Genomic DNA, 26,327 nt, shown 5'->3' with positions numbered 1-26,327 from the left:
TCCTTCCAGCACAGCACGGATCCCGAGCACGGCAACCGCTCTCGCCACTGGCCGCCCCGGCGGCCCGGGCGCACCATGGAGGTGAGGAAAGGAATCGCCCCGTTCCGGTCGCCGGGCGCGGCCGGACGAAGGAACGCGGATCCGGGCCCGACCCTTCTGCTCCCTCCCGCGACCCGCGGACCTGCATGGTTGTGGGAGGAGTGAGCGCGATGACACAGGCGGCAGTGACCGTGCCGGCCTGGCGTCTGGCGGGTGACTGGTTCGACGTGTGCAAGTGCGACATTCCGTGCCCGTGCTCGTTCGCCCAGCCGCCGACCACCGGCGACTGCGAAGGCATCCTGGTGTGGCACATACGCGAGGGCACCTACGGCGACGTCCGACTGGACGGGCTGAACATGGTGATGCTCGGCGTCTTCGTCGGCAATGTGTGGGCCGAGCACTCGGACTCGTACGCGGCGTTCATCTTCGACGAGCGGGCCGACGACGGGCAGCGCCAAGCCCTGCAGATGATCTTCAGCGGCCAGGCCGGCAGCTGGCCCGCGCAGCTGGTCAGCATGGGTGCCTTCGAGGTGCGGGGCATGGACTTCGCGCCCATCGAGGTGGAGATCGACGAGGACCTGGCCAGCTGGCGGGCGAGCGTCCCCGGGCGGCTCGAGGCCCGCGCCGAGGCACTCACCGGCCCGACCACCCCGGCCGGCGCCCGCGTGCAGTCGACCAACCTCCCCGGCTGCGAAACCGGCCCCGGCCAGCTCGCCACCTGGGGCCGCGCCCTCACCGACCAGGCCGACGCCTTCGGCTTCACCTGGAACCGCACCGGCAAGTCCAGCAAGACCATCACCTTCGACTGGTCCGGCCCCGGCTGACGGCCTCGTTCCGGAACGGCCACCGGAGAGGCCTGGGCCCGTCGAGGGGTCAGCGGGTGGCGAGTCGTTCCAGGAGTACCGCGCTCCGTGCCGGCAACGCCCGCTCCTCGGCCGTGCGTTCGGACTCGATGGCCTGAGCGAGCCAGCCGGCCCTGCGGCCGCGCTCTGCTTCGAGTGCGGTCCGGCCGGCGCCCGTCAGCTCGACGAGCGACTTGCGGGCGTCCGTGGGGTGCGGCCGACGCGCGATCAGGTCCTGCCGTCCACGTGGTGGACGCCGCTGTGGCGGATCTTGCCACTCGGCCGGAGAAATCCCAGGTCAGAAGGGTTCACACAAGGCGTCAGGTGGCGCAATACTGCGGCAACACCATCGGCGGCACTCCACCGGTACGTTCCCTGCCATGCCAGCCGAACCCACCCCCGCAGCCCGCCCGGTCGCCGCCGCGCGCCGTCGACGACTGCGTGCGGACCGGGCGCGACAGCTCGCCGATCTGCTACGCCACCAGATCCTCGCCGGCGTCTTCCCCCAGCGGGTCCTCCCCCTCGAAGACGTCATCGCCGCGGACTACCGGGCCAGCCGCAACACCGTGCGACAGGCCCTGGACCTGCTGCGCGGCGAACAGCTCGTCGAGCGGCAGCCCGGCGTCGGCACCGTGGTGGTGTGCGAGAAGTACCCCCACGGCCTGGACCGCCTCCAGGGCCTGGCCGAGACCCTGCACGAGCACGGCCGGGTCACCAACGAGGTCCGTACCGTCGGCCCCGTCTCCGCCCCGGGCCCGGTGGCGCACCGACTCGGGCTGCCCGATCACAGCGACGTGCTCTGTATCGAGCGGCTGCGCCGCCTGAATGGACTTCCGCTGTCCTTGGACCTGTCCTACCTGCCCATGGACGTGGGCGGTGAACTGCTCGGCTGCGACCTGGAGAACACGGATGTGTTCCGGCTCCTGGAAGCGCTCACCGGCGGTCCGCTGGGGCATGCCGAGATCACCCTGGAGGCGGTCACGGCCGACGCGCACTCCGCCGCGGTGCTCCAGGCCCCGCGCGGCGCGGCCGTGCTGCTGCTGGAGCGGCTGACCTGTCTGCCCGGCGGGCGCCCGGTGGATCTGGAGTTCATCCGGTTCCGCGGCGACCGCATCACCATGAGCGGCGTGCTGCGCCGGTCACCGTGACGCGAGGGAGCCGGCCCCGGGCTCCCGACTTCTGGCTCCCGGCTCCCGGCTCCCGGCTCCCGGCTCCCAGCTCCCAGCTCCCAGCTCCCAGCTCGGCATTCCGCATTCCGCATTCCGCATTCCGCCATCTCCCTTCCCCCCTTCTTTCTCGTTCCCGCCCCTTCGGGTCTTGGAGACAGTCATGCCTCTTGTTCCACAGCGCACGGACGTGCCCGTGACCATCGACGAGTCCAAGTGCATCGACGGCTGCACGCTCTGCGTCGACATGTGTCCGCTCGACTCGCTCGCCATCCGCGAGGACGACGGCAAGGCGTACATGCACGTGGACGAGTGCTGGTACTGCGGCCCGTGTGCGGCGCGCTGTCCCACCGGTGCGGTCACCGTCAACATGCCCTATCTGCTCCGCTGAAAGGCCGGCCTTCCATGCCCCGCAAGAGAGTTCCCCTGCTCCCGCTCCTGGCCACCGCACTGCTTCCCCTCGCCGTCTCCTGCGGCGGCACGGCAGGCGCCGACAGCGACGACGGGAAGACGGTCACGGTGACCGTCGGCTACCAGTCGAAGACCATCAACACCGTCACCGCCGGCACACTGCTGCGCTCCCTCGGCTACTTCGAGGAGGAGCTCGCGGCGCGCGGGAAGAAGGACGGCGTCTCGTACAAGGTCGTGTGGCAGGACTACGCGACCGGTGCGCCGATCACCGCCCAGATGACGGCCGGGAAGATCGACATCGGGTCGATGGGCGACTTCCCCCTGCTCATCAACGCGGCCCGCGGGAAGCAACTGGGGCAGCCGACCCGGCTGGTCGCGGTCACCGGCTACAACCTGCGCGGCGGCCTCAACACCGTGGTGACCGCCCCCGGTTCGCCCCTGAAGTCGCTGGCCGACCTGCGCGGCAGGAAGGTGTCCACCAGTGTCGGCTCGGCCGCCGACGGGACCCTCGTGCGGGCGCTGGAGCGGGCCGGCATCGACCCGCAGAAGGACGTCCGGAAGCTCAACCAGCAGCCCAGCGTGGGCGCGTCGGCGCTGACCGCCGGCAGTGTCGACGCGCTGTCCCAGTTCGTCGCGTGGCCGGGCCTGCTGGCCTTCGAGGGCCGGGCCGAAGCCCTGTACGACGGTGCGGTGCTCGATCTGCCGACCTTCCACGGGGTCACCGTGCGGCAGAAGTTCGCCGAACGACGCCCCGGGATCCTCGACGACTTCCTCACGGCGCAGCGCCGGGCCACCGACCACCTGCGCACCCAGCCCGTCGCGGCGGCCGAATCGGTGGCGAAGGCCACCGGACTTCCCGCCGAGGTCGTCTACCTCTACAACGGTGCGAACGGCATCTCCACCTTCGACCCGCGGCTCCGCCCGGAGCTGATCGCCGCTCTGAAGGAGGACGTGCCGCTGCTGAAGGCCGCCAAGCTGGTCGGCGACGTCGACGTGGACGCGTTCGTCGACACGGCTCCGCTCCAGCGGGCCGCGTCGAGCCCGGCGTACCCGAAGACGACCACGGTCAAGCCTGAGCTGTGGCTCAAGGGGCAGGCCACCACGCGTTCCTTCGACACTCCCGAGGAACTCCTGAAGGCCGCCAAGGGCGCCGACGTGAGAGCCGCCTACGTGCCGGACGCGCTGACCGGCACCCTGTGGTTCGCCGACAAGGCGGTGTGGGTCGCGGACGGCCGGCGGCTGCGGGCCTTCGTCACCCCGGCCAACGCGCGGACGTACGTCTCCGGGCATCCCGGAGCCCGGGTCGTGGGCTATCCGGACGCCGTTCGGCTCGCGTCATGAGCGCGGGCCGCCGTCTGGTCCGCGCCGGCTCGCTCGCCGCGGCCCTCCTGATCTGGCACCTGCTGACCTCGCTGGACGTCAACCTGTGGCTGCGGTTCGAGCAGTTCCCGACCGTCGTCGAGGTGGCCTCGGCCTTCGCCGACCGCGTCGGTACCGCGACGTACTGGCAGGACCTGGGGCACAGCCTGGGACGGATCGCGGCGGGCTTCCTGCTGGCCGCGGTCCTGGGGGTGGCGGCCGGCACGGCCGTCGCCCGCTCCCGGCTCGCCGCCGACCTGCTGGGCCCCCTGGTCGAGGTGGTACGGCCCGTGCCGGCCATCGCCCTGGTCCCGGTCGCCATCCTGCTGCTGCCCACCAACGAGCAGGGCATCGTCTTCATCACCCTCACCGCCGCCTTCTTCCCCGTTCTGGTGTCGACCCGGCACGCGGTCCGGGCGCTCACTCCGGCCTGGGAAGAGGCCGTGCTCACCATGGGCGGCGGCCGGCTGCGGGTGCTGCGCTCGGTGGTGCTGCCGGGAGCCCTCCCGGGCGTCTTCGGCGGGCTGTCGGTGGGCGTCGGCGTCGCGTGGATCTGCGTGATCTCCGCGGAGATGATCTCCGGCGAGTACGGGGTCGGCTACCGGACCTGGCAGGACTACACGGTCGTCGACTATCCGGGAATGTTCGTCGGCATGGCCACCATCGGCGGCCTCGGTTGGCTCACGTCGACGGCGGTGGAGTCCCTGGGCCGTCGCGCGACGTCGTGGCTGCCCCGTCCGACGGCGGGTGGCGGAGCCGACGCCTCGCGCGCACTGCTCCGCCGGGCCGCACCGACGGCCCGTACGACCCCTGAGACCCCCGCCCACGACGCCCTCGCCGACACCGCGCACCCCACCGCCGTTCCCCGCAAGGAGCCGGTTCCATGACACACGCACCCGCGGCCGCCGGCGCCGAACTCACCCTGGACGCCGTGCGGCTCGGCCACCCGGACGGCGCCACCGTTCCGGGCACCGTGACGCTGGGCATCCCGCCCGGCGAGCTCCTGGCCGTGGTCGGACCCTCCGGCTGCGGCAAGTCGACGCTGCTGCGCACCCTCGCGGGGCTGCTGCCCCCACGGGAGGGAAGGGTCAGCCAGGACGGGGAGCCGATCGACCGGCCGTCCGCCGACCGGGCCCTGGTGTTCCAGCACGACGCGCTGCTGCCCTGGCGGACCGTCCGCGCCAACGTGGAGCTGCCGCTCGCGATCCGCCGGGTCCCTCGTGCCGAGCGGCGGCGCTCGGCGGCCGACTGGCTGGACCGGGTCGGCCTCGCAGACCACGCCCACAAGCTGCCGCACCAGCTGTCCGGCGGCCAGCGCCAACGGGTCCAGCTGGCCCGCGCCCTGGTCGGCAGCCCCCGTGCGGTCCTGATGGACGAGCCCTTCGGTGCGCTGGACGCGCACACCCGGGCCGGGATGCAGGACCTGCTGGTCGACATCCTGCGCGGTACCGGTGCCACCGTCGTCTTCGTCACCCACGACGTGGACGAGGCCCTGCACCTCGGCGACCGGGTCCTCCGACTCGGCTCCGGGCGGGTGCTGGACGTCCCGCACCCGCGCGATCGCGACGCCCGCACGGCCCCCGGCACCACAGAGGCGCGCCGCCGCATCCTCGCGTCCCTGTGAAATCCGCCCAGGGGCCGTCCCGAGACCCATCCGAGTCTCCGCTCCCCACCTCTCCCCCGAAAGGCACCCCCGTGGACACCCCTCCGGCCATCCCCGCGCTCGCCGACGCCACCGAACTCTCCTGCGACGTGCTGGTCATCGGCGGCGGTACCGCGGGCACGATGGCCGCGCTGACCGCCGCCGGAAACGGCGCGTCCGTGCTGCTCCTGGAGAAGGCGCACGTCCGTCACTCCGGCGCCCTGGCCATGGGAATGGACGGGGTCAACAACGCGGTCATCCCGGGCCGGGCGGAACCCGACGACTACGTCGCCGAGATCACCCGCGCCAACGACGGCGTCGTCGACCAGTCCACCGTCCGGCAGACCGCGACCCGGGGCTTCGGGATGGTCCAGCGCCTGGAGTCGTACGGGGTGAAGTTCGAGAAGGACGAGCACGGCGAGTACGCGGTCCGCCAGGTGCACCGCTCCGGCTCGTACGTACTGCCGATGCCGGAGGGCAAGGACGTCAAGAAGGTGCTCTACCGGCAGCTGCGGCGGCGGGAGATGCGCGAGCGGATCCGGATCGAGAACCGGGTCATGCCGGTGCGGGTGCTCACGCACCCGGACGACGGACGGGCGATAGGCGCGGCGGGATTCCACACCCGTACGGGCGACTTCGTGGTCGTCCGGGCGGGCGCGGTGATCCTGGCCACCGGTCCGTGCGGCCGGCTCGGCCTGCCTGCCTCGGGCTATCTGTACGGCACGTACGAGAACCCCACCAACGCCGGCGACGGCTACGCCATGGCCTACCACGCGGGGGCCGCGCTCACCGGGATCGAGTGCTTCCAGATCAACCCGCTGATCAAGGACTACAACGGGCCGGCGTGCGCGTACGTCGCGAACCCGTTCGGCGGGTACCAGGTGAACCGGCACGGCGAGCGCTTCGTCGAGTCGGACTACTGGTCGGGCCGGATGATGTCCGAGTTCGCCGCCGAACTCGCCTCCGACCGGGGGCCGGTGTACCTCAAGCTCAGCCATCTGCCGGAGGAGACCGTCGGCGCCGTCGAGTCGATCCTGCACACGACGGAACGGCCCACCCGCGGCACGTTCCACGCGAACCGCGGCCATGACTACCGCACCCACGACATCGAGATGCACATCTCGGAGATCGGGCTGTGCGGCGGACACTCCGCCTCCGGGGTACGCGTGGACGCCCACGCCCGTACGACGGTGCCCCGGCTGTACGCGGCGGGCGACCTGGCCTGCGTCCCGCACAACTACATGATCGGCGCGTTCGTCTTCGGTGATCTGGCCGGTGAGGACGCGGCCCGGTACCGCGCGTTCGAGGGCGAGTTGCCCGCGGACCAACTCGCCGCCGCCCATGAGCTCGTCTACCGGCCGCTGCGCCATCCCGACGGACCGCCGCAGCCGCAGGTCGAGTACAAGCTGCGCCGGTTCGTCAACGACTACGTGGCACCGCCGAAGACCGGGGCGAAGCTGTCCCTGGCTGTCGAGGCGTTCACGCGGATGTCGGCGGAGATCGACGGGATGGGGGCGCGCACGCCGCACGAGCTGATGCGGTGCGCCGAGGTCTCCTTCATCAGGGACTGCGCGGAGATGGCCGCCCGGGCCTCCCTGGCCAGGACCGAGTCGCGGTGGGGCCTGTACCACGAGCGGCTGGACCACCCGGGTCGGGACGACGCGGGCTGGCTGCACCACCTCGACCTGCGCAAGTCCGCCTCGGGGGCGATGGAGTTCACCGCGCGGCCGGTGGAGCCGTACGTGGTGCCGGTGCCGGGGTTCGCGCCGGAGCCCGGGCCCGAGCGGCGACTGGGCGAGGTCGCCCTGGTGCCGGTCGCCACGGCGGGGCCGAAGGACGCCGCCCCCGCCGCCTCGACGACGGCGCTCGCCGCCCGCCCGACCGCCGGTCCCGCCGGTCCCGCCGAGAAGGCGGCCGACTCGGCCCCGGCAGGGGGCGCCGCACCCAGCCCGGCCCTGCTCCGCCTCCTCTCCCTCACCGAGGAGTCCGCCGGGCTGGAGAAGTTCCGTCCGTACCTCACCGACGCCGATCCGGCGGTACGGGCGGCGGCCGTGGCCGCCCTCGGCGAGACGGCGCCGGCCGGCGCCGGGCCCGTCCTCGCCGCTCGGCTGCTGGACACCGCACCGGTGGTCCGGTCCGCCGCCGCGGCGGTGCTGCGCGAGCTCGTCGAAGTGCTGCCCGCCGCACCCGAGTTGGGCACCGCGCTCAAGGCTGCGTCGGCCGTCGCCGACCCGGGCGTCCGAGCGGCGGCGCTCGACGTGTCGCGCGCCTTGCGGCTGGGCGATGCCGTGACCTACGCGGCCGCGCTGGCCGACGCCGACATCGAGGTGCGCGTGACCGCCGTGCGGGCCCTGGTGTCCGTGGACGCGGTCGACGAACTGGCGGTGGCCGCGGACGACCCGGCCCGTGAGGTGCGGGTCGCGGTGGCCCGTGGTCTCGCGGCCGTGAACGCCCCGGATCCGGCGACGCTCGACCGACTGCTGGACGACCCGGACCCGCTCGTCAGGGGCGCGGCATGGGGCGCGCTGGCCCTGACCGGCTGCCCGCAGCCGTTCGCGGCGCGGGCCGCGGCCGCCCTGGCCGATCCGGCCTGGCAGGTCAGGGCGGGTGCCGCGAGCGCTCTGCGGGCGGCCCCGGTCACCGAGGCCGTGACGGCCCTCGCGCGCGCCCTGGCCGACCCCGACGCGGACGTCCGCAAGGCCGCCGTCCTGTCCCTCCTGGAGCACGGCGCCGACCCCGATGCCCGGACGGCCCTCGCGGCAGCCGCCCACGACCCGGACGCCGACGTCCGCGCCTACGCGTCCCGCGCGACCGCGTGACCCGTTGTGGGTACCGTGAAAGGGAAGCTCCGCGCCGGGCCGGTCCGCCCCTGAGCAGTTCACGATCCTTCGTGAGGGAGCTCGATGCCCATGGACCTCAACACCGTCGCCGAGGTCGTCCGACACCCGGCCGACCGGCCGGGTTCCGACTGGCACGACGGGGACGCCTGGCTCGCGGGCGTCACCTGGCTGTTCTCCACGGAACAGCCCGGCCTGCGGCGCCTGGTCGACCTGACGTCGCTGCCCTGGGACCCGCTCGTCCCGAGCGACGCCGGCCTCGAATAGGTGCCACCTGCACCGTCGGCGGGAGCATCTGCACGTCGCTCCCCGCCGGCCCGATGATCACGCTCACGGTCGCGTTGGAGGCGCGGACCGGCCTCGTCGGCCGCGGCATCGTCGCGGCGACGCTCGGCTTCTGGGTGATCGTCCTCTACCTCGTGACGCGGCAGTTCTGGACCCTGCCCTGAAGCCGTGTGCGGGGCTCCGGCGCGTGCGGGTGAGCGCCGTCCGCCTCGGCGCGCCGTCAGAGGCGGACGGCGATCAGGGCGATGTCGTCGCGTGCGCCGCCGGCGACGCCGAGGCGGGCCAGGACGGCGTCCGCGAGGCGATCGGGGCTCATGCGGGCATGGCGGGCGAGGGCGTCGGCGAGCTGCCGCAGCCCGACGTCGATGTCCTGGTCGCGGCGTTCGATGAGGCCGTCCGAGTACAGCACCAGGTAGCCACCCGGGTGGTAGGGCACCCCGGCCTGCGGCCGCGGGACGTGGTCGGGGCGCGCGCCGAGGGGAGGGTCGGTGGCCTGGTCCAGCAGCTCGTAGGTGCCGTCGGGGTGGAGCAGTACGGGTGGCGGGTGACCGGCGCTGCTGTAGGTGATCCGCTGGTGGTGGGTGTCGACGACGGCCTGGACGGCGGTGGTGGCCAGCGCCCCTTCGACGGCCCGGGAGTACAGGTCGAGCAGCTCCAGCGACCTGGCCGGTTCGTGCAGGGCCCTGACGGCGGCGCTCAGTGCGCTGCGGAGCATGCCCATGACGGCGGCGGCTTCGAGGCCGTGGCCCACGACGTCACCGACGGCGACGGCGAAGCAACCGTCGGGCAGGTCGACGACGTCGTACCAGTCGCCGCACACGTTCAGCGACCCGACGGCCGGCACGTAGCGGACCGCGATGTCCTCGTGCCGGTCCAGGTCGGGCGAGTGCAGCATGGCTTCCTGCAGGGTCACGGCGACCCGGCGTTCCCGGGCGTGCGCCTGCCGCAGCTCCTCGTTCAGGCGCTGCAGCTCCCGCGCCCGCGCGTACAGCTCGGCCTCCATCACGTCCCGTCGGCCCCGGGGTCCTCCTGCCGGGTCGGACGGGCGCGAGCGGACGAACTCGGTCACGTCCTCCACCCGGTGGATGATCCACGCCACCTGCCCGTCCGGGCCGAGGACGGGGGTGTTGATGGGCGACCACCACCGCTCCTCGAACATCCCGTTCCGGGACGGGAGGGGGATGTCGTACTTCTGCACCGCCATCGTGTCCGGCTCCCTCGACCGCAGGACGCGTCGCAGCGAGTCGTGCAGGTTCCGCACCCCGTCCGCGTGCGCATCCGCCGGATTGTCCGGGAACGCGTCGAACAGGTACTGGCCGACCAGGTCCTGTCGGCTCCGGCCGGTGGCCTCCAGGTACGCCTCGTTGACGTCGACGATCACCAGGCCCGGATCCAGCACCAGATACGGACTGGGCGTGGCCATGAACAACGCCTTGTGGTCAATGCTCGGTTCCACGGGCTTCGCGTCAGTCCTTCCGCTCCACACGATGGGCGCCGGTGCGACGGGGACGTCCTCCCGGGTGAGCCGGACGGCGGGACCTCGGGCGCGAGGGCGTCCGATCGCCTCCCGCACTCCATTGTCCCAGGCCGGACCCGGCGGCACCCGACGAGTCGAGCAGGTCAGGCGGCCACTGCCTCGCCGGGCCTTGCGGGCGGTCGGTTCAGCGCACCCAGTCGTGGGTGAGGGTCTGGACGGCCGAGCCGTCGAGGTCGGCGAGCTTGGCAGCGACGAAGTCACGGGCCCATGCGGAGGTCTGGATCCGGAAGGCCGGGCGGTCGCCGCTCAGGGCCTCGATGATCGGGGCGGCGGCCTCGGCGGGGGTCTGGGCGTTGCCGAAGGACTTCTGGGTGCGCGCGATGTACGCCTGGAGGGCCGGGGCGTACGGGCCGGCCGCGGCCAGCAGGGCGGGGACGTCCAGGCCGAGGTTGGCAACGAACTCGCTGGCCACCGCGCCCGGTTCGACGACGGCGACATCGACGCCGACGGTGGCGGCGACGGGCGCCAGGGACTCCATGAAGCCCTCGACGGCGAACTTTGCCGCGCAGTAGGCCTCGTTGAAGGGCTGCCCGACGACACCGCCCACGCTCGTGACCGTGACGACCCGGCCCCGAGCGGCGCGCAGGTGCGGCAGGGCGGCGCGGGTGGTGGCCACCACGCCGAAGAAGTTGACCTCCATCGCGGCGCGGACCGCTTCGAGGCCGCCCGTTTCGATGGTGCCGATGTGGGCGGCGCCGGCGTTGTTGACCAGCGCGTCGAGGCGGCGGTGCTCGGAGACCACCTCGTCCACGCAGGCGGCGACTCTCTCCGGGTCGACCACGTCCAGGCGCTTGACCTGGACGAGGTCGGCGACCCCGGACGCGGCGGCGGCCTCGAGCAGGGCCTCGGCCTTGCCGGTGTCGCGCATGGTGGCGACGGTGGTCCAGCCGGCCTGGGCAGCGGCGACGGCCGCGGCCAGGCCGATGCCGGAGGAGGTGCCGGTGATCAGGACGGTCTTCTTGGAGGTCATCCGGTTCTCCCCTTGAAGAAGGCTCAGGACGGTCAGCGGGGAGTTCCCCGCCTGTCGTGGACGCTAACCGGGTCCGCCGAGCAGGGCATGGCGAACGCCCCGCGGGCCGCGGTCGCCTCACCAGGAACCGGTGGAGCGCGCCGGCCAGGGCCGGGTGGTCTCCGGCCCCCTTCCGGTGGGTCTCCAGGTGGGCGTCGAACGGGGTGGGGGCGGGGTCCTGGTGCGGGCCGAGGAGACCCACAGCGGCGCCGAGGTGGAGGCGGACGTCCCCGTCGTGCCCCGGCTCCCGCGCGAGGGCCTGGAGGCGTGGCTGCGCGACCTCAGGCACGCGGCCGGGGCCGGCGCCCGCGCAACCGCCCGTGGACGCGGCCCGGCGCGCCGGGGCCCTGTCCCGTCAGCCCGGCCCTGTGGGGTCCAGGGTGAGGACCAGGAGGGTGACGTCGTCCTGGATCCTGGGGGCGAAGCGGCTCAGGTCGGCCCAGATCTCGTCGGGCAGCCGGTCCAGGCCGACAGCGGTCATGCGGGCCAGACGCTCGACGAAGGGGTAGAAGGCACCGGAGGCGTCGCGCGTCTCCAGGACGCCGTCCGACGCCAGGAGCAGCCGGTCCCCCGGCAGCAGCGACACCGTGGCGGCGGTTCCGGGCAAGGCGTCGGCGAGGCCCAGCCCCAGCGGCGGTCCGGGGTCGAGTTCCAGGGTGCTCACGGATCCGCCGCGCAACAGGACCGGCGCCGGGTGGCCGCAGGCCAGGACACGGACCTCCCGCCCGCTCGGCGCGAAGTCCAGGAGGACGGCCGTGGCGAAGAGTTCCGCGTGCTCCTCGCCCGCGGAGTCGACCACGAGCCTGCGGTCCAGCCGTGCCGCGACCGCCTCCGCGTCCACGTCGTCCAGCACGGCCTCGCGGAACGCCCCCAGGACGGAGGCGACCGTCGCGACGGCGGACAGGCCGTGCCCCTGTACGTCGCCGAGGACCGCCCGCACCCCGTGGGGGCCGGGCCGGACGTCGAAGAAGTCGCCGCCCACCAGCGTGCCGCGCTCGGCGGCGCGGTACAGGCTCGCGCAGCGCACGGGCCCGACCCGCCGCCGTACGTCCGGGACGATGGCCCGCTGGGCCGTCTCGGCGACGGTGCGTTCCAGGTCGAGCTGCTCGTCCCGGCGCCCGCGGACGAAGGAGACGAAGACGCTCAGCATGGCGACGAAGCCGAGCGTGAAGAGGTCGGTGTTGCCGGGCCGGTTCAGATGGAAGACGGGAAGGGTCAGCAGGCCGATCGTCGCGGCGCCGAGAAGGGCCGTGGCCAACGGCCCGTAGGCCAGGACGGCCAGCGGAGGCACCGCGCCGAGCAGGAAACCGATGTCCACCGGAACGGAGTCGGTGAGGGAGGCCACCCCGACCCCCAGGAGCAGCAGTACGGGCAGGACCCGCACCCAGCGGGGCGGCGGGGCCCCGCGCAGCCAGCCCCGCCGATGCGCTCTGTCCGCCGCCTTCCTCCGGTTCACCACACCACCAGGCTCCTATGCCGGGGTGCGCCGCGCACTCCACGGCCCCGGGCCCCCTGATCGCCGACCGGCCGTGCGGGGCGAGCCGGGTCGTCCGCACGGCTCTTCTCGCCGGGACCGGCTACGCGTCGACAATCCGGGCGGCCGGACCACATGGACGCGCATCACCGGTGAGCTCGTCGACGCCACCGGTGGAACCCGCTGCCGTGACCCCCGACGAGGCACTGCGTCGGATCGCCTTCCCGCTCGAATGGCGCGGGGCGCCCCCGTACCGGGTGCGGGCAACCACTCGGCACGGCACCCGCGGCACGCGCGACGTCGCGAAAGGGCGTGGCCCACAGAGGACGTCGGGTATATCGGAAAGCACCATTCGGAATGGACCCGCTTGGATCTCTCACTACAACCCGCCAGTAGGGGGCGAAATACACCCCGGGACCGGGAGAGGATTCCGGACGCACTGTCCAAAAAGATCCAGAGGAAATATCCGTGCGACCAAGAATCTCCGGCATCGCCGCCTCCCTGGCCGCATGCGGACTCCTGGGCTCCCTCCTCACCGCCTGCGGCTCGTCCGGGAGCGAAGGGACGACGCTGCGCCTGGTGGTCCCCGAGTACGGCGACAGGCCGGCGACGAGCTCCAAGGTGTACTGGGACAAGCTGACCGCCGCCTTCGCCGCCGCCCACCCCGGGAAGACGGTCGAGGTGACGCTCTACCCGTGGGCCGACATCGACCGCGAGGTCACGCGCATGGTGAAGGAGAACGACGCCCCGGACGTGGCCCTGATGGGCGCGTACTCCGACTTCGCCGCGCAGGACCGCCTGTACTCCGCCGACGAGGTGCTGTCGGTCAGGTCGGAGGCGAACTTCCTTCCTCCGCTCCGGGAGGCCGGCTCGGTCGACTACACCCTCTACGGCCTGCCTTTCGTGGCCAGCAGCCGACTGCTCTTCTACAACAAGGAGTTGTTCGAGAAGGCCGGAACGGAACCGCCCCGGACCTGGTCGGAGCTGAAGGAGTCGGCCGAGGCGCTGAAGGAGGAGGGCGTGCTCTACCCGTACGCCCTGCCGCTCGGCCCCGAGGAGGCGCACGCCGAAGCGCTGATCTGGGAACTGAGCAACGGCGGCGGATACACCGACAACAGCGGCAGCTACAGCATCGCGTCCGCGCAGAACACGCAGACGTTCCGCTGGATCAGGGACAACCTGGTCACGCCGAAGCTCACCGGCCCGGTACCGCCCGCCCGGCTCGACCGGCAGGACGCCTTCGACGCCTTCCTGCGCGGCGACGTCGGCATGGTCAACGGCTACCCCTCCCTCCTCCACGAGGCGCGGGCGAAGGGCATGAGGGTCGGCACGCTGACCATGCCGGTGTCGGACGCGCTGAGCGGCCGGGAGACTCCACCGTCGGTGGGGGTCGCCGACTGGATGATGGCGTTCAAGCACGACGGCAACCGCGAACTCGTGGGCTCCTTCCTGGACTTCGTCTACGAGGACGAGAACCTCACCGCGTTCGCCGGTCGCTACCACCTGCTGCCCTCGACGGTGTCCGCCACCCAGGCCTCCCGGGACGCCGCGACGGATCCCGGGGCCGAGCAGTTCCTGACCGCGCTGCGCACGGCCCGCCTCTACCCGGTCGACGACCCCTCCTGGTTGCGGGCCAGCGACACCATCAAGCGGAACATCGGCAAGGCCGTCGCCCCGTCCGCCGACCCGAAGGCCGTGCTGGAGGACATCGCCGAGCAGGTCCGGGACGCGGCGCAACAGGGGTAACGGTCTCCGGGCCCCAGGCCCCGGAGACGGTTCCCTCCCGTCGCCGGTGCCGGGCGGGGACCGCCGCACGCCCCCGCCCGTACGGCCCGGCCCTCTGTGGGTCAGGGCCGGTGGCGCAGTGCGCCCGGCCACCAGACCGCGGGGCCGATGTCCCGGACGAGGGCCGGCACGAGGAGCGACCGGACGACGAGGGTGTCGAGCAGGACGCCGAAGGCGACGATGAAGGCGATCTGGACGAGGAACGCCAGCGGGATCACGCCCAGCGCCGCGAAGGTCGCGGCGAGGACGACACCGGCCGAGGTGATGACCCCGCCGGTGGCGACCAGACCCCGGCGCAGGCCCTCGCGGGTGCCGTGCAGCTCCGTCTCCTCGCGCACCCGCGACATGAGGAAGATGTTGTAGTCGACGCCGAGGGCGACCAGGAAGACGAAGCCGTACAGCGGGACGGCCGAGTCGGTGCCGGTGAACCCGAAGACGTGCCCGAAGACGAGGGCCGAGACGCCCAGCGTCGCCAGGAAGTTGAGCGCGACGGTGGCCACCAGGAGCACGGGCAGCAGCAGCGAGCGCAGCAGTCCGACCAGGATCACCAGGATGATCGCCAGCACGACGGGGACGATGAGCTTCCTGTCCCGTTCGGCCGTGACCTGGGTGTCGTACTGCTGGGCCGTCGTGCCGCCGACGAGGGCGTCGGCGCCGGGGACCGCGTGCAGGGTGGTGCGCAGCGCGGCGACGGTCTTCTTGGCGGCGTCGGAGTCCGCCGCGTCGGCGAGGGTCACGTCGACCCGGACGCGCCCGTCGGCGACGAGCGGCCGCGACGTGCCGGGGACGGCGAAGAGGGTGGCGGAGGCGACGCCGTCGACGCCTTCGGCCGCCGTGCGCACCTCTTGCGCGGCGTCCGCGTCGGCGATGACGACGGCGGGGTTGCCGGCGCCGCCGGGGAAGTGCCGGCTCAGGCGCTCCTGAGCGGTGACGGACGGCGCGTCGTTGACGAAGATCTCGTCGAGCGGCACCCCCTTGGAGTCGAGGGTGATGGAGAAGGCGGCGCAGGCGAGGAGTGCCGCGAGGGACGCCGCCCAGACCTTGCGGGGTGCGCGGTCGACGAGCGCCGCGACCTTGCGCCAGGCGGGGTGGGCCGCCTCGCCGTCCGCCGTGGCCCTGGGGCGGGCCGGCCAGTACGCGGCGCGGCCGAGCAGGACGAGGGCGGCGGGCAGGAAGGTCACCGCGCTCAGGACGGCGCAGGCGATGCCGATGGCGCCGACGGGGCCGAGGGCGCGGTTGTTGGTGAGGTCGCTGAAGAGCAGGGCCAGCAGGCCGAGCGCGACCGTGGCGGCGCTGGCCACGATCGGGCCGAAGGACTGCTTGAGGGCGGCCCGCATGGCGGGTACGCGATCACCGTCACGGGCGCCCAGTTCCTCGCGGTAGCGGGCGGCGAGGAGCAGGGCGTAGTCGGTGGCGGCGCCGATGACCAGGATGGACAGGATGCCCTGTACCTGGCCGTCGACCCGGACGATGCCGTGGTCGGCCAGGACGTAGACGACGGCGCAGGCGAGTCCCAGGGCGAACACGGCGCCGACGATGATGAGCACCGGGAGCAGGACGCTCCGGTAGACCAGGAGCAGGATCGTCAGGACGGCGACGAGTGCGACGACCAGCAGGAGGCCGTCGATGCCCGCGAACGCGTCGCCGAGGTCGGCCCGGGTCGCGGCGGGGCCGCCCAGCCACGCTCGGGTGCCCGGCACGGCGGACGCCGCCGCGTCGATCTCCTCCAGCACGGTGGGCAGTCCGTCGCCGAGGTCGGGCCGTAGCTGGACGACGCCGCGCAGCGCTTCGCCGTCCTCGGACGGGAAGGCCGGGGAGGGTGCGCCGACGACGCCCTCGGCGCCCTTGAGGGAGGCCAGTGCCCGGGTGGCGGCGGCCCGCGCGGACGGGTCGACGGTGCCGCCGTCCTCGGCGGTCCACAGGACCAGGGCGGGAAGGGTCTCCTCCTGGCGGAACGCCTCCTGGGCCCGCAGGACCTGCGTGGACTCGGCGCTCCGGGGCAGGAAGGCGGCCTGGTCGTTGGTGGCCACCTCCCCCAGCTTGCCCGCGTAGGGGCCGAGCCCGCCTCCGACGGCGAGCCAGACGACGAGCACCAGCAGGGGCAGCAGCCTGCTCGCCCAGCGCGCGGGTGTGGACATGGAGCGGCCCCACAATCTCTTGATGGTCGACTATCTCAATAATCGAGAGATATTGAACCACGGCGCCCGAGGGGGTCCGTGGAGCCGCCCTGCCCGCAGGGCGGACCGGGCCCGCGCGACACCCCCTGTTCCGTACATCGGTGCGTCGTGGATGCGGCCGGAGCGGAATCCGCCGGTTGGCCGTGGCGCCCGCCGCATCCGTCGACCGCCTCCGGGGCGAAGGAGTACGGGGTGGCGCGACGGAACACCCGGCACGGACGGATGCGGGACGGCGGGCACCGGGACCGGGAGTCCGGACCGAAGGAGGACGGGATGGCGAGGACGAAGGACAGCGGACCCTACGACGTGGTGGTCGTCGGAGCGGGCGCCGCCGGGCTCGCCTGCGCCGGCGACCTGTGCGCGGCGGGGCTGCGGGTGCTGCTCGTGGAAGCCGGCGACGAGGTCGGCGGGCGGATGCGCACCGACCGGGTGGCCGGCTTCACCGTGGACCGCGGCTTCCAGGTCTTCAACACCGCGTACCCCCAGGTGAAGCGCCGCATGGAGCTCAAGGCACTGCGGCTGCGGCCGTTCACCCCCGGGGTGCTCGTGCACACGGAGGACGGGTTGCGCCGGTTCACGGACCCGAGCCGGCGTCCGAGGCGGATCCGGGACATGCTCCCCGGGCGGCTCGCGTCCGGACGCGACCTGCTCGCCCTCTCCGCGCTGTCGGCCCGGGACGCCCTGGCACCGGCGTCCGTGCTGCGCCACGGCGCCGACGGCACGACCCGCGACGCCCTGGCGGCGGCGGGCGTGTCACCGCGACTGGTGGAGACGTTCTTCCGCCCGTTCCTCTCCGGCGTCTTCCTGGAGGACCGCCTGGAGACCTCGGCGCGCTTCTTCCACCTGGTGTGGCGGAGCATGCTGCGCGGCACCCTCTGCCTGCCCGCCGGGGGGATCGGCGCGGTACCCGCCCAGCTCGCGTCGCGACTGCCGCCGCGCGTGCTGCGCACGGCCACCCCCGTCTCCGCCGTGACGCCCGGGGGCGTGACCCTCGCGGACGGCCGCGAGGTGCCCTCACGGACGGTCGTCGTCGCGACCGGCCAACGGGCCGCGGCGGAGCTGCTCCCGGGGCTGCGCGTACCGGACGGCCGGACGGTGACGACGCTGTACCACGCGGCCGCCCGGCCTCCGCTGGAGGAACCCGTCCTCGTCGTCGACTCCCGGCGCAGGTTCCTCAACACCTGCGTCCTGACCGCCGTCCAGCCCGGGTTCTCCACCGACGGCCGGGCGCTGGTGTCCACGTCGGTGCTCGGCTCCGCCGGCGCGGCCGACGCGGCCGCCGTCCAGCGCGACCTGGGCGACGTGTACGGCGTCGACACGAGCGGCTGGGAGCTGGTCCACCACGTCACGGTCGCCGACGCCCTGCCGGCCATGCCGGGCCCGACGCCGCTGGCCCGCACCGCGCGCTGGGCGCCCGGCCGGTACACCTGCGGGGACCACCGGGCGACCGCCTCCCTCCAGGGCGCGCTGGCGTCCGGAGCGCGGGCGGCCCGCACGGTCCTGGACGACCTCCGCTCGGGTGCGGCCTGAGCGGCACGGCATCCGGACGGAAGAGCACCCCGGCGGCGTGGCCGTGGCTCAGCGGCGCGGGGCGCGCAACGCGCCGAGCTCCTCGTTCAGGGCGTCCAGATACCGCAGGACGACGGCGAGTTCGTCGCCGCTGAACCGCTCGCGCGCACGGCCCGCGGCCTGGGCGAGCGGCAGGAAGTGGGCCCTCGCCGAGGCTCGCGCTCCCGGGGCGTAGTGGATGCGCACCACCCTGCGGTCGTCCGCGGCCCGGCTGCGCCGGATGTGTCCGGCCTTCTCCAGGCGGTCGAGGCACGCGGTCACCGCGCCGGACGTGAGACCCAGGTGCTCCCTGAGGAGTCCGGGGGTGGCCGTGTCCGGGTGGTCGAGCACGAACGCCAGCGCGTGGACGTCGGTGGGATGCAGACCCTCGTTCAGGGCGAAGCCGTGGACCAGGCGGTTCATCTCGCCGATCGTCCGCCGCAGGGCGACCGCGAACCGCTGCAGGTCGGCCGTGTTGCCCTCGTCCGTCACGATCGTCTCCGTCTGCGCGTCACCCACGCGACAAGCCTATGCGGACACCCCGGGGAACACGGAACCAGCCGCCCACCGCCGCCCTGGAGCACGTACGGTCTCCCCCGCCGCCCGTTCCCCCACGGAAATCCGCGTGCGCGGCAACGCCCCACGTTATGATCGACCGCATGAACGTCATCGGCCGAAACACCACCGCGACCGCACGAGCGACCAGCTCGCCGGTTGCCGCCGCCTGACCTTCTCTTCTCCCACCGGCGACCGGAAACGGTCCGCCGGTGTTCTCTCGTGGCGTCCCAGCCCCGGCCCCCACGCCCGAGCCGGCCCCGTTCTCCGGTGCCTCCCTTGCAGTGACGCGAAGGAGTCATCCCATGAAGACCGAACACATCGTCCGCACGTTCGTCGAGTACTTCGAGGAGCGCAGCCATCGTCGCGTCACCGGCTCGACGCTCCTGCCGCCGCCCGGTGACCCCGTGCTGTTCACCACCTCGGGGATGCATCCGCTCACCCCGTACCTGGAGGGGCGTCCGCATCCGCTGGGCGGGCGGCTGGTCAACGTACAGCGCTGCCTGCGCACGACGGATCTGGAGGAGGTCGGCGACGCCACGCATCTGACCGTCTTCGAGATGCTCGGCACGTGGTCCCTCGGCGACTACGAGGGCCCGCAGAGCCTCGACTGGGGGTACGGGCTGCTCACCGAGGGGCTCGGCATCGATCCGGGGCTGCTGCACGCCACGGTCCACGGGGGCGACGACCGGACCGGCCCGGACACCGCCTCCCTGGAGTTCTGGCAGAGCCGGGGCGTCCCGGTGGAGCTCACCGTGGAGGACAACTGGTGGTCCAACGGGCCGACCGGGCCGTGCGGCCCCGACTCGGAGATCTTCCTGTGGAGCGGCGACACCCCGCCGCGGTCCACACCCACCCAGGACGACCGCTGGGTCGAGGTGTGGAACCACGTGATGATGCGTCACCGCCGCCTCGACGACGGCTCCCTCGTGCCGCTGCCGCAGCGCAACGTCGACACGGGGCTCGGTCTGGAGCGGCTGGCCTCGCTGCTGCAGGGCCGGTCGTCCGTGTACGAGGGCGACGTCTTCGACCCCTGGCGCCGGCTCGTGCCCCCGATGTGGCCGCTGGAGGAGTCCTCGCTGCGCCTGGTCTACGACCATCTGCGCTCGGCCGTGGTGATCCTCGGCGACGGCGTGCACCCGAGCAACACCGGGCGGGGCTACGTGCCGCGCCGCCTGCTGCGCAGGGTGCTCACCGTGCTGTGGCGGGGCGATCCGTCCCGGAGCCTGGAGGAGCTGCCGGTCGAGCTGGTCGAGCACACCCTCGACCACTTCCGGCAGCGGATGGACGTCGGCGAGATCCGGGGCGTGCTGCTCGACGAGCAGCGGCGGTTCGGACGGCTCCTCGATCGCGGCCGGCAGGTCCTGAACCGCACCCGCTTCCAAGGGCCGCTCGGCGAGGGCGACTTGCACTACCTCCACGACACCCACGGACTGCCGCGGGAGCTCGTCATGAGCCTGCGGCAGGAGCAGGAAGGGTGACGTCCCCGGACGCGTCGGGGCGCCCCTGAGGTCAGGGGCGCCCCGGGCAGCCGTCACGGAGGTGCCGGGATGCGGTCAGTCGCGGTCGAGGATCACCGTGAGGACCTGCCGCAGTGCCTCTCCGGGGTCCGCGACCGCCCCTTCGGACCGCCAGGCGACGAACCCGTCAGGGCGCACGAGGACCGCACCGTCCGCGCTCACGCCGTGGAGTTCCGCCCAGTCCGTCTCGCCCTCCGGGGACAGCTCCGCGCCGGGTCCGGCACCGACGCGGTACGCGTCGACCGGTACGGCGAGCCGCTCCGCGACCTGCTGCGCCGCGGTGTGCCACCCGCCGGAGCCGTCCGCGGCGCTCAGGAGCACCATCGACCGCTCGTACAGGTCGAGGGTGGAGACCCGCTCGCCGGCGCGGCGGAGCCACATGTGGGGCGCCCGGCTGCCGGGCTCGCCCGTCAACCGCAGGCCGTCCGGGACGACCGGGACCTCCTGGTCCGCGCCCTGGACGGCGCCCTGCGGGTAGCGGTAGCCCAGCGCCACGTTGAGGATCCCGCCCTTCCTTCCCCCGGGACCGGCACCGGCGCCGGCGGCTTCCGGAGAGGGGGCGTAGCCGGGGTGGCTGTGCTCGACCGAACGGGCCGAGGCGCGGGAGCTCGTCGCCTCGGCGACGGGCCTGCGCTCCGCGTCGTAGGTCTCCAGCAGGCCGGGGCCGGCCCATCCGCCCAGGACGGCGGCCAGCTTCCAGGCCAGGTTGTGCGCGTCCTGGATGCCGGTGTTGGAGCCGAACGCCCCGGTGGGCGACATCTCGTGGGCCGCGTCACCGGCGAGGAACACCCGGCCGTCCGCGTACCGTTCGGCGACCCTCTCCGCCGCGTGCCAGGGCGCTCTGCCCGTGATCTCCACGTCGAGGTCCGGCACTCCCACGGCCCGTCGGATGTGCTCCCGGCACCGCTCGTCGGTGAACGCCTCCTCCGACTCGCCGTTCTCGGGATGCCAGGGCGCGTGGAACACCCAGCGCTCCCGGTTGTCGACCGGCAGCAGCGCCCCGTCGGCCTCCGGGTTCGTCAGGTAGCAGACGACGAAGCGCCGGTCGCCGACGACGTCCGCGAGCCTTCGGGACTCGAAGGTGATGCTCACGTTGTGGAACAGGTCGCCCGGGCCGTTGTGCCCGATGCCGAGCCGTTCGCGGATGGGGCTGCGCGGGCCGTCCGCCGCGACGAGGTAGTCGGCGCGAATCGTCTGGTGCTCACCCGTGTCACGGCTCTTGACCTGGGCGGTCACTCCCTCGGCGTCCTGTTCGAACGACATCAGCTCGGTGGAGTACCGGAGGTCTCCGCCGAGCTCGCGAGCGCTGTCGAGGAGCACCGGTTCGAGGTCGTTCTGGCTGCAGAGGCACCATCCGGCGGGGCTGAACCGCGCGACCCCGCCGCCGGGGTCGATCTGCTTGAACAGCCACTCGCCGACATCGCCCACCAGGCTCGGCGTCTGCAGGATGCCGTTGTTCCGCGCCAGGACGTCCGCGGCCTCGTGGATGCGCCGCTCGACACCGGCGCCGCGGAACAGCTCCATCGTGCGCACGTTGTTGCCGCGCCCTCGGGGGTGGAACGAGGTGCCCCGGTGCCGTTCGACGAGCGTGTGCGGCACGCCGAGACGCCCCAGGAACAGCGAGGTGGCAAGGCCTACCAGCGAGCCGCCGACGATGAGGACGGGCGTGTGGTGACCGACGTCGCCGGCCTTTTCCATTCGGTTCATTGATCGCCTCCAGCGTCGTCTTCGACGCAAGCCAGGGGTGGACTGCAGATGCATGCCCGCTACGGGCCGGATCGCGTGTCCGGGGCACCTGAATGAACGAGCGGTTCACTCAGGTGCCCCGTGGGGCTCGCGCGGATCGCGCCCTGCGCCAACGATCGGCACATGACGACCGCGGGCCTCCGGGGCCCGGCGGTCCTTCCCGGCCCTCCTCGCGGAAGAGAAAGTGGTGCGCTGGATGTCCATCTCGGGACGTATTTCGCAATCGGCGTTCGACGGCTCGAGGCTGCGGGTGATCCTGCTGCTCGATCTGTACGAAGGCGCCCAGCAGCAGTTCCTCGACGCGTACGAGCTCATGTGCAAGCAGGTCGCGTCCGTACCCGGTCACATCAGTGACCAGCTCTGCCAGTCGATCGAGAACCCCTCGCAGTGGCTCATCACCAGCGAGTGGGAGAGTGCTCCGCCGTTCCTCGCCTGGGTGAACAGCGAAGAGCACGTGGAAACCGTCAAGCCGATGCACAGCTGCGTCCGGGACACCCGGTCGATGCGCTACAGCATCCTCAGGGAGACCGGCCCCCGTCAGCCGCTCGCGCCCGAGTCGGCGGCGGCCCGCCGACAGGTGGCCGCCCGCGTCGGCGACGGAGCGGCCCGCCACGCCCTGACCTTCACCGTCAAGCCGGGCTCCGAGTCGAAGGTCGCGGAGCTGCTGGCCGGGTACGAGTCGCCCGAGGCCCAGGTCGACGAGAACACCCGCCTGCGCCGCACCTCGCTGTTCATGCACGGCAACCGTGTCGTGCGGGCCGTGGAAGTGGAGGGCGACCTCCTCGCGGCCCTGCGCCACGTCGCCCGCCAGCCCGAGGTGCGCGCGGTCGAGGAGGCCATCAACCCGTACCTGGAGCAGGACCGGGACCTGACCGACCCCGAGTCGGCGCGGGTCTTCTTCACCCGGGCCGCGCTCCCGGCCGTGCACCACGTGGTGTCCGGCCGTCCGGCACCGGACGACGTGCGGCGCCACGCGCTGTACTACCCGGCCAAGGAAGGCCTCGGGATGGAGCTGGCCCGGCTGCTCGCCCATCAGGACGCGGCGGCCGCGGACGACCCGAAGAGCCCGGTGTACGGCAGCACCGTCTTCCAGCGTGACGACATCGTGGTGCGCCTCGTCGACCTCACCGGCGAGCTCGACGCCGACCCCGTCGCCTCGCTGGGCCTCAAGGGCCCCGGAATCGCCGCTGAGCTGGAACGACTCCTCGACGGTGCCGCGATCGGCGTCGAGGGCTCCCTGGAGACGGAGCGCAACATCAACCGCCTCCTGTCGCACGCCGACATGCTGCCCGTCACCGACCGCAGCTCGGCGGTTTCCTGACGTGCGGCGACGGCCGCGGCAAGGGCCGCGGCCGTCGCCCCTCCGCACGCCACTTCCACACCGGAGGTAACAACCATGCTCAAGCAGCGTCCTCGCATCGTGTCCCTGAGCGAGACGGAACCCAACCGCAGGCGCGGGGGTGACCTGCGGGCCATGCTCACGCCGGCCACCGTGGGCTCCACCAGCGGCTTCATGGGCCTGGCGATCGTCGCACCCGGCGAGCGCATCGGTGAGCACTACCACCCGTACTCCGAGGAGTTCGTGTACGTCGTCTCGGGCTCACTCGAGGTCGACCTGGACGGCGAGACGTTCGCGCTCCAGCCCGACCACGGCCTCCTGATCCCCATCGACATGCGGCACCGGTTCCGCAACGTCGGTGACGTGGAGGCCCGCATGGTCTTCCACCTGGGCCCGCTCGCCCCGCGACCGAGCCTCGGCCACGTCGACACCGAGGTCGCCGAGGACGGCGAGCTCGCCGCGACGGGGCCGCACCTGACCGTGCACGACCCGGTCCAGGTGTCCGAGCGAAGCGGGGCCATCGAGTGACCCGGCGCGTGGCCGTCACCGGCATCGGTGTGGTCGCTCCGGGCGGCACCGGGGCGAAGGCGTTCTGGGACCTCCTCGCCGCCGGCCGCACCTCGACCCGCGGCATCACCCTGTTCGACCCGGCCGGCCTGCGCTCCCGCATAGCCGCCGAGTGCGACTTCGACCCGACGGCCCACGGCCTGGACCCGGAGGTGAGCCGACACGCCGACCGGTACATCCAGTTCGCCATGGTCGCCGCCGGGGAAGCCGTGCAGGACTCCGGGCTCGACACCGACACGGAAGACCCCTGGCGCGTCGCCGTCTCCCTGGGCAGCGCCGTCGGCGGCACCACCCGGCTCGAACACGACTACGTCCTGGTCAGCGCGGGCGGGCAGCGGTGGGACGTGGACCACCGCGCGGCCGATCCGAAGCTGCACATGGCGTTCTCGCCGAGCACGCTCGCCTCGGTCGTGGCCGAGCAGTTCGGCGCCCGGGGCCCGGTGCAGACCGTCTCCACCGGGTGCACCTCCGGCCTCGACGCCGTCGGTTACGCCTTCCACACCCTCCAGGAAGGCCGGGCGGACGTCTGCATCGCCGGCGCGTCGGACTCGCCGATATCCCCGATCACCATGGCCTGCTTCGACGCCATCAAGGCGACGTCGCCCGACAACGACGACCCCGAGCACGCCTCCCGGCCCTTCGACGACCGCCGCAACGGGTTCGTCATGGGCGAGGGCGCGGCGGTCCTCGTCCTGGAGGAGTACGAACACGCCAGGGCCCGCGGTGCGCACATCTACTGCGAGATCGGCGGCTACGCCACCTTCGGCAACGCGTACCACATGACCGGTCTGACCGGTGAGGGGCTGGAGATGGCCCGGGCGATCGACTCCTCGCTCGACCAGGCCCGGCTCGATCCCACGCTGATCGACTACGTCAACGCGCACGGCTCGGGCACCCGGCAGAACGACCGGCACGAGACCGCCGCCGTGAAGCGTTCCCTCGGCGCCCACGCCTACGACACCCCCATGAGTTCGATCAAGTCGATGGTGGGGCACTCACTCGGCGCGATCGGCGCGATAGAGGTGGTCGCCTGCGTCCTGGCGCTGAAGCACCAGGTGGTACCGCCCACGGCGAACTACGAGACGCCCGACCCCGAGTGCGACCTGGACTACGTGCCGCGCACCGCCCGCTCGCGGAAGCTGAGGAACGTGCTCTCCGTGGGCAGCGGATTCGGCGGATTCCAGTCCGCGGTCCTCCTGACCGGGCCGGGAGGGAGGTCACGATGAGCAGTCACCGACCACGGCGCGCGGTCGTCACCGGCATCGGTGTGATCGCCCCCAACGGCCTGAGCGCCGAGGCGTACTGGAAGGCGGTACGCGAGGGCGTCGGGGCTCTGGACCGGATCACCCGCGAAGGGTGCGAGCACCTGCCCCTGAAGGTCGCGGGCGAGGTGCGGGGCTTCGAGGCCTCCTCCCTCATCGAGGAGCGCTTCGTCGTCCAGACCGACCGGTTCAGCCACTACGCCATGGCCGCGGCCTCGATGGCCCTCGACGACGCCGGCCTCGGCGACGACCCGGCGGAGCCCTTCGACATCGGGGTGGTCACCGCCGCCGGGTCCGGCGGCGGCGAGTTCGGTCAGCGCGAGCTGCAGAAGCTGTGGGGGCAGGGGTCCAAGTTCGTCGGCCCCTACCAGTCCATCGCCTGGTTCTACGCGGCGAGCACCGGCCAGATCTCCATCCGGAGCGGCTTCAAGGGGCCGTGCGGCGTGGTCGCCAGCGACGAGGCGGGCGGTCTGGACTCCGTCGCCCATGCGGCCCGCGCCGTGCGGCGCGGCACGGGCGCGGTGATCGTCGGCGCCGCCGAGGCCCCCCTCGCCCCGTACTCGATGGTCTGCCAGCTCGGATACCCCGAGCTCAGCACCGTGGAGGAGCCGGACCGCGCCTACCGCCCCTTCACCACCGGAGCCTGCGGCTTCGTCCCGGCGGAGGGCGGCGCCATGCTGGTCGTCGAGGACGAGACCCGCGCCCGTGACCGGGGAGCGGCCCTCCGGGCGGTCGTGGCCGGTCACGGCGCCACGTTCACCGGCGCCTCCCGCTGGGAGGAGTCCCGCGAGGGGCTCGCCCGCGCCGTCCGTGACGCCCTCGCCGAGGCCGCGTGCGCCCCGGAGGAGATCGACGTCGTCTTCGCCGACGCCCTGGGCGTTCCGGAGGCGGACCGCGCCGAGGCGCTCGCGATCGCCGACGTCCTCGGGGCCCACGCCACCCGCGTGCCGGTCACCGCGCCCAAGACCGGGATCGGCCGGGCCTACTGCGGGGCACCCGTCCTCGACATCGCGGCCGCCGTCTTCGCGATGGAACAGGGTCTGGTCCCCCCCACCCCCAACGTGTTCGACATCAGCCACGACCTCGATCTGGTGATGTCCCGCGCTCGCCCCGCCGAGCTGCGCACGGCCCTCGTCCTCAGCAGGGGACTCATGGGATCCAACGCGGCGCTGGTCGTGCGCCGCGGCGACGCATCCGCCCGGTAGACCGGGCACGAAGGAGAAGCAC

22 protein-coding genes and 1 pseudogene are annotated in these 26,327 nt (G+C 73.0%); 16 read left to right on the top strand and 7 right to left on the bottom strand.

What is annotated here, in order from left to right; translation table 11 throughout:
- Positions 1–209 precede the first annotated feature (209 nt).
- On the top strand, positions 210–863 hold the full coding sequence (locus OG309_RS34410) for a DUF1326 domain-containing protein (RefSeq protein ID WP_329426995.1): 654 nt from the start codon (positions 210–212) through the stop codon (positions 861–863).
- Between the two features lie 49 nt (positions 864–912).
- Here OG309_RS34410 and OG309_RS34405 read toward each other — a convergent pair.
- Positions 913–1,119: pseudogene (locus OG309_RS34405) on the bottom strand (MarR family transcriptional regulator); the annotation flags it as partial.
- A 142-nt stretch (positions 1,120–1,261) separates the two neighbouring features.
- On the opposite strand from OG309_RS34405, the gene OG309_RS34400 reads away from it, so the two are divergent.
- From OG309_RS34400 to OG309_RS34365, 8 genes are all read left to right on the top strand, one after another.
- Positions 1,262–2,029 (top strand): GntR family transcriptional regulator, encoded by a 768-nt coding sequence (locus OG309_RS34400; RefSeq protein ID WP_329426993.1) that lies wholly within the window; start codon positions 1,262–1,264, stop codon positions 2,027–2,029.
- A 181-nt stretch (positions 2,030–2,210) separates the two neighbouring features.
- Positions 2,211–2,438, top strand: a complete 228-nt coding sequence (locus OG309_RS34395) for an indolepyruvate ferredoxin oxidoreductase subunit alpha (protein WP_100109755.1) — start codon at positions 2,211–2,213, stop codon at positions 2,436–2,438.
- Between the two features lie 14 nt (positions 2,439–2,452).
- Complete coding sequence (locus tag OG309_RS34390) at positions 2,453–3,799, top strand: ABC transporter substrate-binding protein (RefSeq protein ID WP_329426990.1); 1,347 nt, start codon at positions 2,453–2,455, stop codon at positions 3,797–3,799.
- Positions 3,796–4,704 (top strand): ABC transporter permease, encoded by a 909-nt coding sequence (locus OG309_RS34385; protein WP_329426988.1) that lies wholly within the window; start codon positions 3,796–3,798, stop codon positions 4,702–4,704. Before OG309_RS34390 ends, OG309_RS34385 begins: the two co-directional genes overlap by 4 nt.
- Positions 4,701–5,441, top strand: a complete 741-nt coding sequence (locus OG309_RS34380) for an ABC transporter ATP-binding protein (RefSeq protein ID WP_329426987.1) — start codon at positions 4,701–4,703, stop codon at positions 5,439–5,441. The genes OG309_RS34385 and OG309_RS34380 overlap by 4 nt, the downstream gene beginning before the upstream one ends.
- 71 nt (positions 5,442–5,512) lie before the next feature.
- A complete protein-coding gene (locus tag OG309_RS34375) occupies positions 5,513–8,278 on the top strand; it encodes a fumarate reductase/succinate dehydrogenase flavoprotein subunit (RefSeq protein ID WP_329426986.1) in 2,766 nt (921 codons plus the stop codon).
- 90 nt (positions 8,279–8,368) lie between these two features.
- Entirely contained in the window at positions 8,369–8,563 is a 195-nt protein-coding gene (locus OG309_RS34370) for a hypothetical protein (RefSeq protein WP_329426985.1), read from the top strand.
- Positions 8,564–8,616: 53 nt separating this feature from the next.
- Positions 8,617–8,745 (top strand): hypothetical protein, encoded by a 129-nt coding sequence (locus OG309_RS34365; protein WP_329426983.1) that lies wholly within the window; start codon positions 8,617–8,619, stop codon positions 8,743–8,745.
- A gap of 56 nt (positions 8,746–8,801) precedes the next feature.
- Here the strand turns inward: OG309_RS34365 and OG309_RS34360 are convergent, their stop codons facing one another.
- From OG309_RS34360 to OG309_RS34350, 3 genes are all read right to left on the bottom strand, one after another.
- Complete coding sequence (locus OG309_RS34360) at positions 8,802–10,004, bottom strand: PP2C family protein-serine/threonine phosphatase (protein ID WP_402543832.1); 1,203 nt, start codon at positions 10,002–10,004, stop codon at positions 8,802–8,804.
- Between the two features lie 238 nt (positions 10,005–10,242).
- Positions 10,243–11,088 carry an SDR family NAD(P)-dependent oxidoreductase gene (locus OG309_RS34355; RefSeq protein ID WP_329426979.1) on the bottom strand — a complete coding sequence of 282 codons (846 nt, stop codon included), beginning with the start codon at positions 11,086–11,088 and terminating at the stop codon, positions 10,243–10,245.
- A 394-nt stretch (positions 11,089–11,482) separates the two neighbouring features.
- Positions 11,483–12,586, bottom strand: coding sequence for a PP2C family protein-serine/threonine phosphatase (locus OG309_RS34350; RefSeq protein WP_329426977.1), 1,104 nt, complete (start codon positions 12,584–12,586; stop codon positions 11,483–11,485).
- A gap of 483 nt (positions 12,587–13,069) precedes the next feature.
- Here OG309_RS34350 and OG309_RS34345 point away from each other — a divergent pair, with 483 nt between their 5' ends.
- Entirely contained in the window at positions 13,070–14,347 is a 1,278-nt protein-coding gene (locus OG309_RS34345) for an extracellular solute-binding protein (protein WP_329426975.1), read from the top strand.
- 101 nt (positions 14,348–14,448) lie between these two features.
- Here OG309_RS34345 and OG309_RS34340 read toward each other — a convergent pair whose 3' ends face one another.
- On the bottom strand, positions 14,449–16,524 hold the full coding sequence (locus tag OG309_RS34340) for an MMPL family transporter (RefSeq protein ID WP_329426973.1): 2,076 nt from the start codon (positions 16,522–16,524) through the stop codon (positions 14,449–14,451).
- 312 nt (positions 16,525–16,836) lie between these two features.
- Here OG309_RS34340 and OG309_RS34335 point away from each other — a divergent pair, with 312 nt between their 5' ends.
- The gene (locus OG309_RS34335; protein WP_329426972.1) at positions 16,837–18,093 is read left to right on the top strand and encodes an NAD(P)/FAD-dependent oxidoreductase; all 1,257 of its coding nucleotides are present in this window, start codon (positions 16,837–16,839) and stop codon (positions 18,091–18,093) included.
- A 48-nt stretch (positions 18,094–18,141) separates the two neighbouring features.
- Here the strand turns inward: OG309_RS34335 and OG309_RS34330 are convergent, their stop codons facing one another.
- Positions 18,142–18,630: a MarR family winged helix-turn-helix transcriptional regulator gene (locus tag OG309_RS34330; RefSeq protein ID WP_329426970.1), complete on the bottom strand. Its 489-nt coding sequence runs from the start codon at positions 18,628–18,630 to the stop codon at positions 18,142–18,144.
- Between the two features lie 341 nt (positions 18,631–18,971).
- Here OG309_RS34330 and OG309_RS34325 point away from each other — a divergent pair, with 341 nt between their 5' ends.
- Positions 18,972–20,147 (top strand): alanine--tRNA ligase-related protein, encoded by a 1,176-nt coding sequence (locus OG309_RS34325; RefSeq protein ID WP_329426968.1) that lies wholly within the window; start codon positions 18,972–18,974, stop codon positions 20,145–20,147.
- 75 nt (positions 20,148–20,222) lie between these two features.
- On the opposite strand, the gene OG309_RS34320 is transcribed toward OG309_RS34325, so the two are convergent.
- Positions 20,223–21,893 (bottom strand): FAD-dependent oxidoreductase, encoded by a 1,671-nt coding sequence (locus tag OG309_RS34320; RefSeq protein WP_329426967.1) that lies wholly within the window; start codon positions 21,891–21,893, stop codon positions 20,223–20,225.
- Between the two features lie 235 nt (positions 21,894–22,128).
- Between OG309_RS34320 and OG309_RS34315 the strand changes: the two genes are divergently transcribed.
- The 4 genes from OG309_RS34315 (at position 22,129) to OG309_RS34300 (ending at position 26,305) form a co-directional block, all read left to right on the top strand.
- Positions 22,129–23,253 (top strand): SchA/CurD-like domain-containing protein, encoded by a 1,125-nt coding sequence (locus tag OG309_RS34315; protein ID WP_329426965.1) that lies wholly within the window; start codon positions 22,129–22,131, stop codon positions 23,251–23,253.
- Positions 23,254–23,328: 75 nt separating this feature from the next.
- Complete coding sequence (locus OG309_RS34310; RefSeq protein WP_329426963.1) at positions 23,329–23,799, top strand: cupin domain-containing protein; 471 nt, start codon at positions 23,329–23,331, stop codon at positions 23,797–23,799.
- Positions 23,796–25,064 (top strand): beta-ketoacyl-[acyl-carrier-protein] synthase family protein, encoded by a 1,269-nt coding sequence (locus OG309_RS34305; RefSeq protein WP_329426961.1) that lies wholly within the window; start codon positions 23,796–23,798, stop codon positions 25,062–25,064. Before OG309_RS34310 ends, OG309_RS34305 begins: the two co-directional genes overlap by 4 nt.
- Positions 25,061–26,305: a ketosynthase chain-length factor gene (locus tag OG309_RS34300; protein ID WP_329426959.1), complete on the top strand. Its 1,245-nt coding sequence runs from the start codon at positions 25,061–25,063 to the stop codon at positions 26,303–26,305. The genes OG309_RS34305 and OG309_RS34300 overlap by 4 nt, the downstream gene beginning before the upstream one ends.
- Positions 26,306–26,327: the final 22 nt, after the last annotated feature.

Source organism: Streptomyces sp. NBC_01268 (genome assembly GCF_036240795.1).
Lineage (GTDB): Bacteria > Actinomycetota > Actinomycetes > Streptomycetales > Streptomycetaceae > Streptomyces.
Note: the sequence above shows the minus strand (reverse complement) of the source record. Positions and strands in the feature narration are given on the sequence as shown.

Bases quoted from the DNA above. Each gene is read 5' to 3' on its own strand.
- OG309_RS34410 (WP_329426995.1), top strand. From the start codon at position 210: ATGACACAGGCGGCAGTGACCGTGCCGGCCTGGCGTCTGGCGGGTGAC.
- OG309_RS34400 (WP_329426993.1), top strand. From the start codon at position 1,262: ATGCCAGCCGAACCCACCCCCGCAGCCCGCCCGGTCGCCGCCGCGCGC.
- OG309_RS34395 (WP_100109755.1), top strand. From the start codon at position 2,211: ATGCCTCTTGTTCCACAGCGCACGGACGTGCCCGTGACCATCGACGAG.
- OG309_RS34390 (WP_329426990.1), top strand. From the start codon at position 2,453: ATGCCCCGCAAGAGAGTTCCCCTGCTCCCGCTCCTGGCCACCGCACTG.
- OG309_RS34385 (WP_329426988.1), top strand. From the start codon at position 3,796: ATGAGCGCGGGCCGCCGTCTGGTCCGCGCCGGCTCGCTCGCCGCGGCC.
- OG309_RS34380 (WP_329426987.1), top strand. From the start codon at position 4,701: ATGACACACGCACCCGCGGCCGCCGGCGCCGAACTCACCCTGGACGCC.
- OG309_RS34370 (WP_329426985.1), top strand. From the start codon at position 8,369: ATGGACCTCAACACCGTCGCCGAGGTCGTCCGACACCCGGCCGACCGG.
- OG309_RS34365 (WP_329426983.1), top strand. From the start codon at position 8,617: ATGATCACGCTCACGGTCGCGTTGGAGGCGCGGACCGGCCTCGTCGGC.
- OG309_RS34360 (WP_402543832.1), bottom strand. From the start codon at position 10,004: ATGGCCACGCCCAGTCCGTATCTGGTGCTGGATCCGGGCCTGGTGATC.
- OG309_RS34355 (WP_329426979.1), bottom strand. From the start codon at position 11,088: ATGACCTCCAAGAAGACCGTCCTGATCACCGGCACCTCCTCCGGCATC.
- OG309_RS34340 (WP_329426973.1), bottom strand. From the start codon at position 16,524: ATGTCCACACCCGCGCGCTGGGCGAGCAGGCTGCTGCCCCTGCTGGTG.
- OG309_RS34335 (WP_329426972.1), top strand. From the start codon at position 16,837: ATGGCGAGGACGAAGGACAGCGGACCCTACGACGTGGTGGTCGTCGGA.
- OG309_RS34325 (WP_329426968.1), top strand. From the start codon at position 18,972: ATGAAGACCGAACACATCGTCCGCACGTTCGTCGAGTACTTCGAGGAG.
- OG309_RS34320 (WP_329426967.1), bottom strand. From the start codon at position 21,893: ATGAACCGAATGGAAAAGGCCGGCGACGTCGGTCACCACACGCCCGTC.
- OG309_RS34315 (WP_329426965.1), top strand. From the start codon at position 22,129: ATGTCCATCTCGGGACGTATTTCGCAATCGGCGTTCGACGGCTCGAGG.
- OG309_RS34310 (WP_329426963.1), top strand. From the start codon at position 23,329: ATGCTCAAGCAGCGTCCTCGCATCGTGTCCCTGAGCGAGACGGAACCC.
- OG309_RS34300 (WP_329426959.1), top strand. From the start codon at position 25,061: ATGAGCAGTCACCGACCACGGCGCGCGGTCGTCACCGGCATCGGTGTG.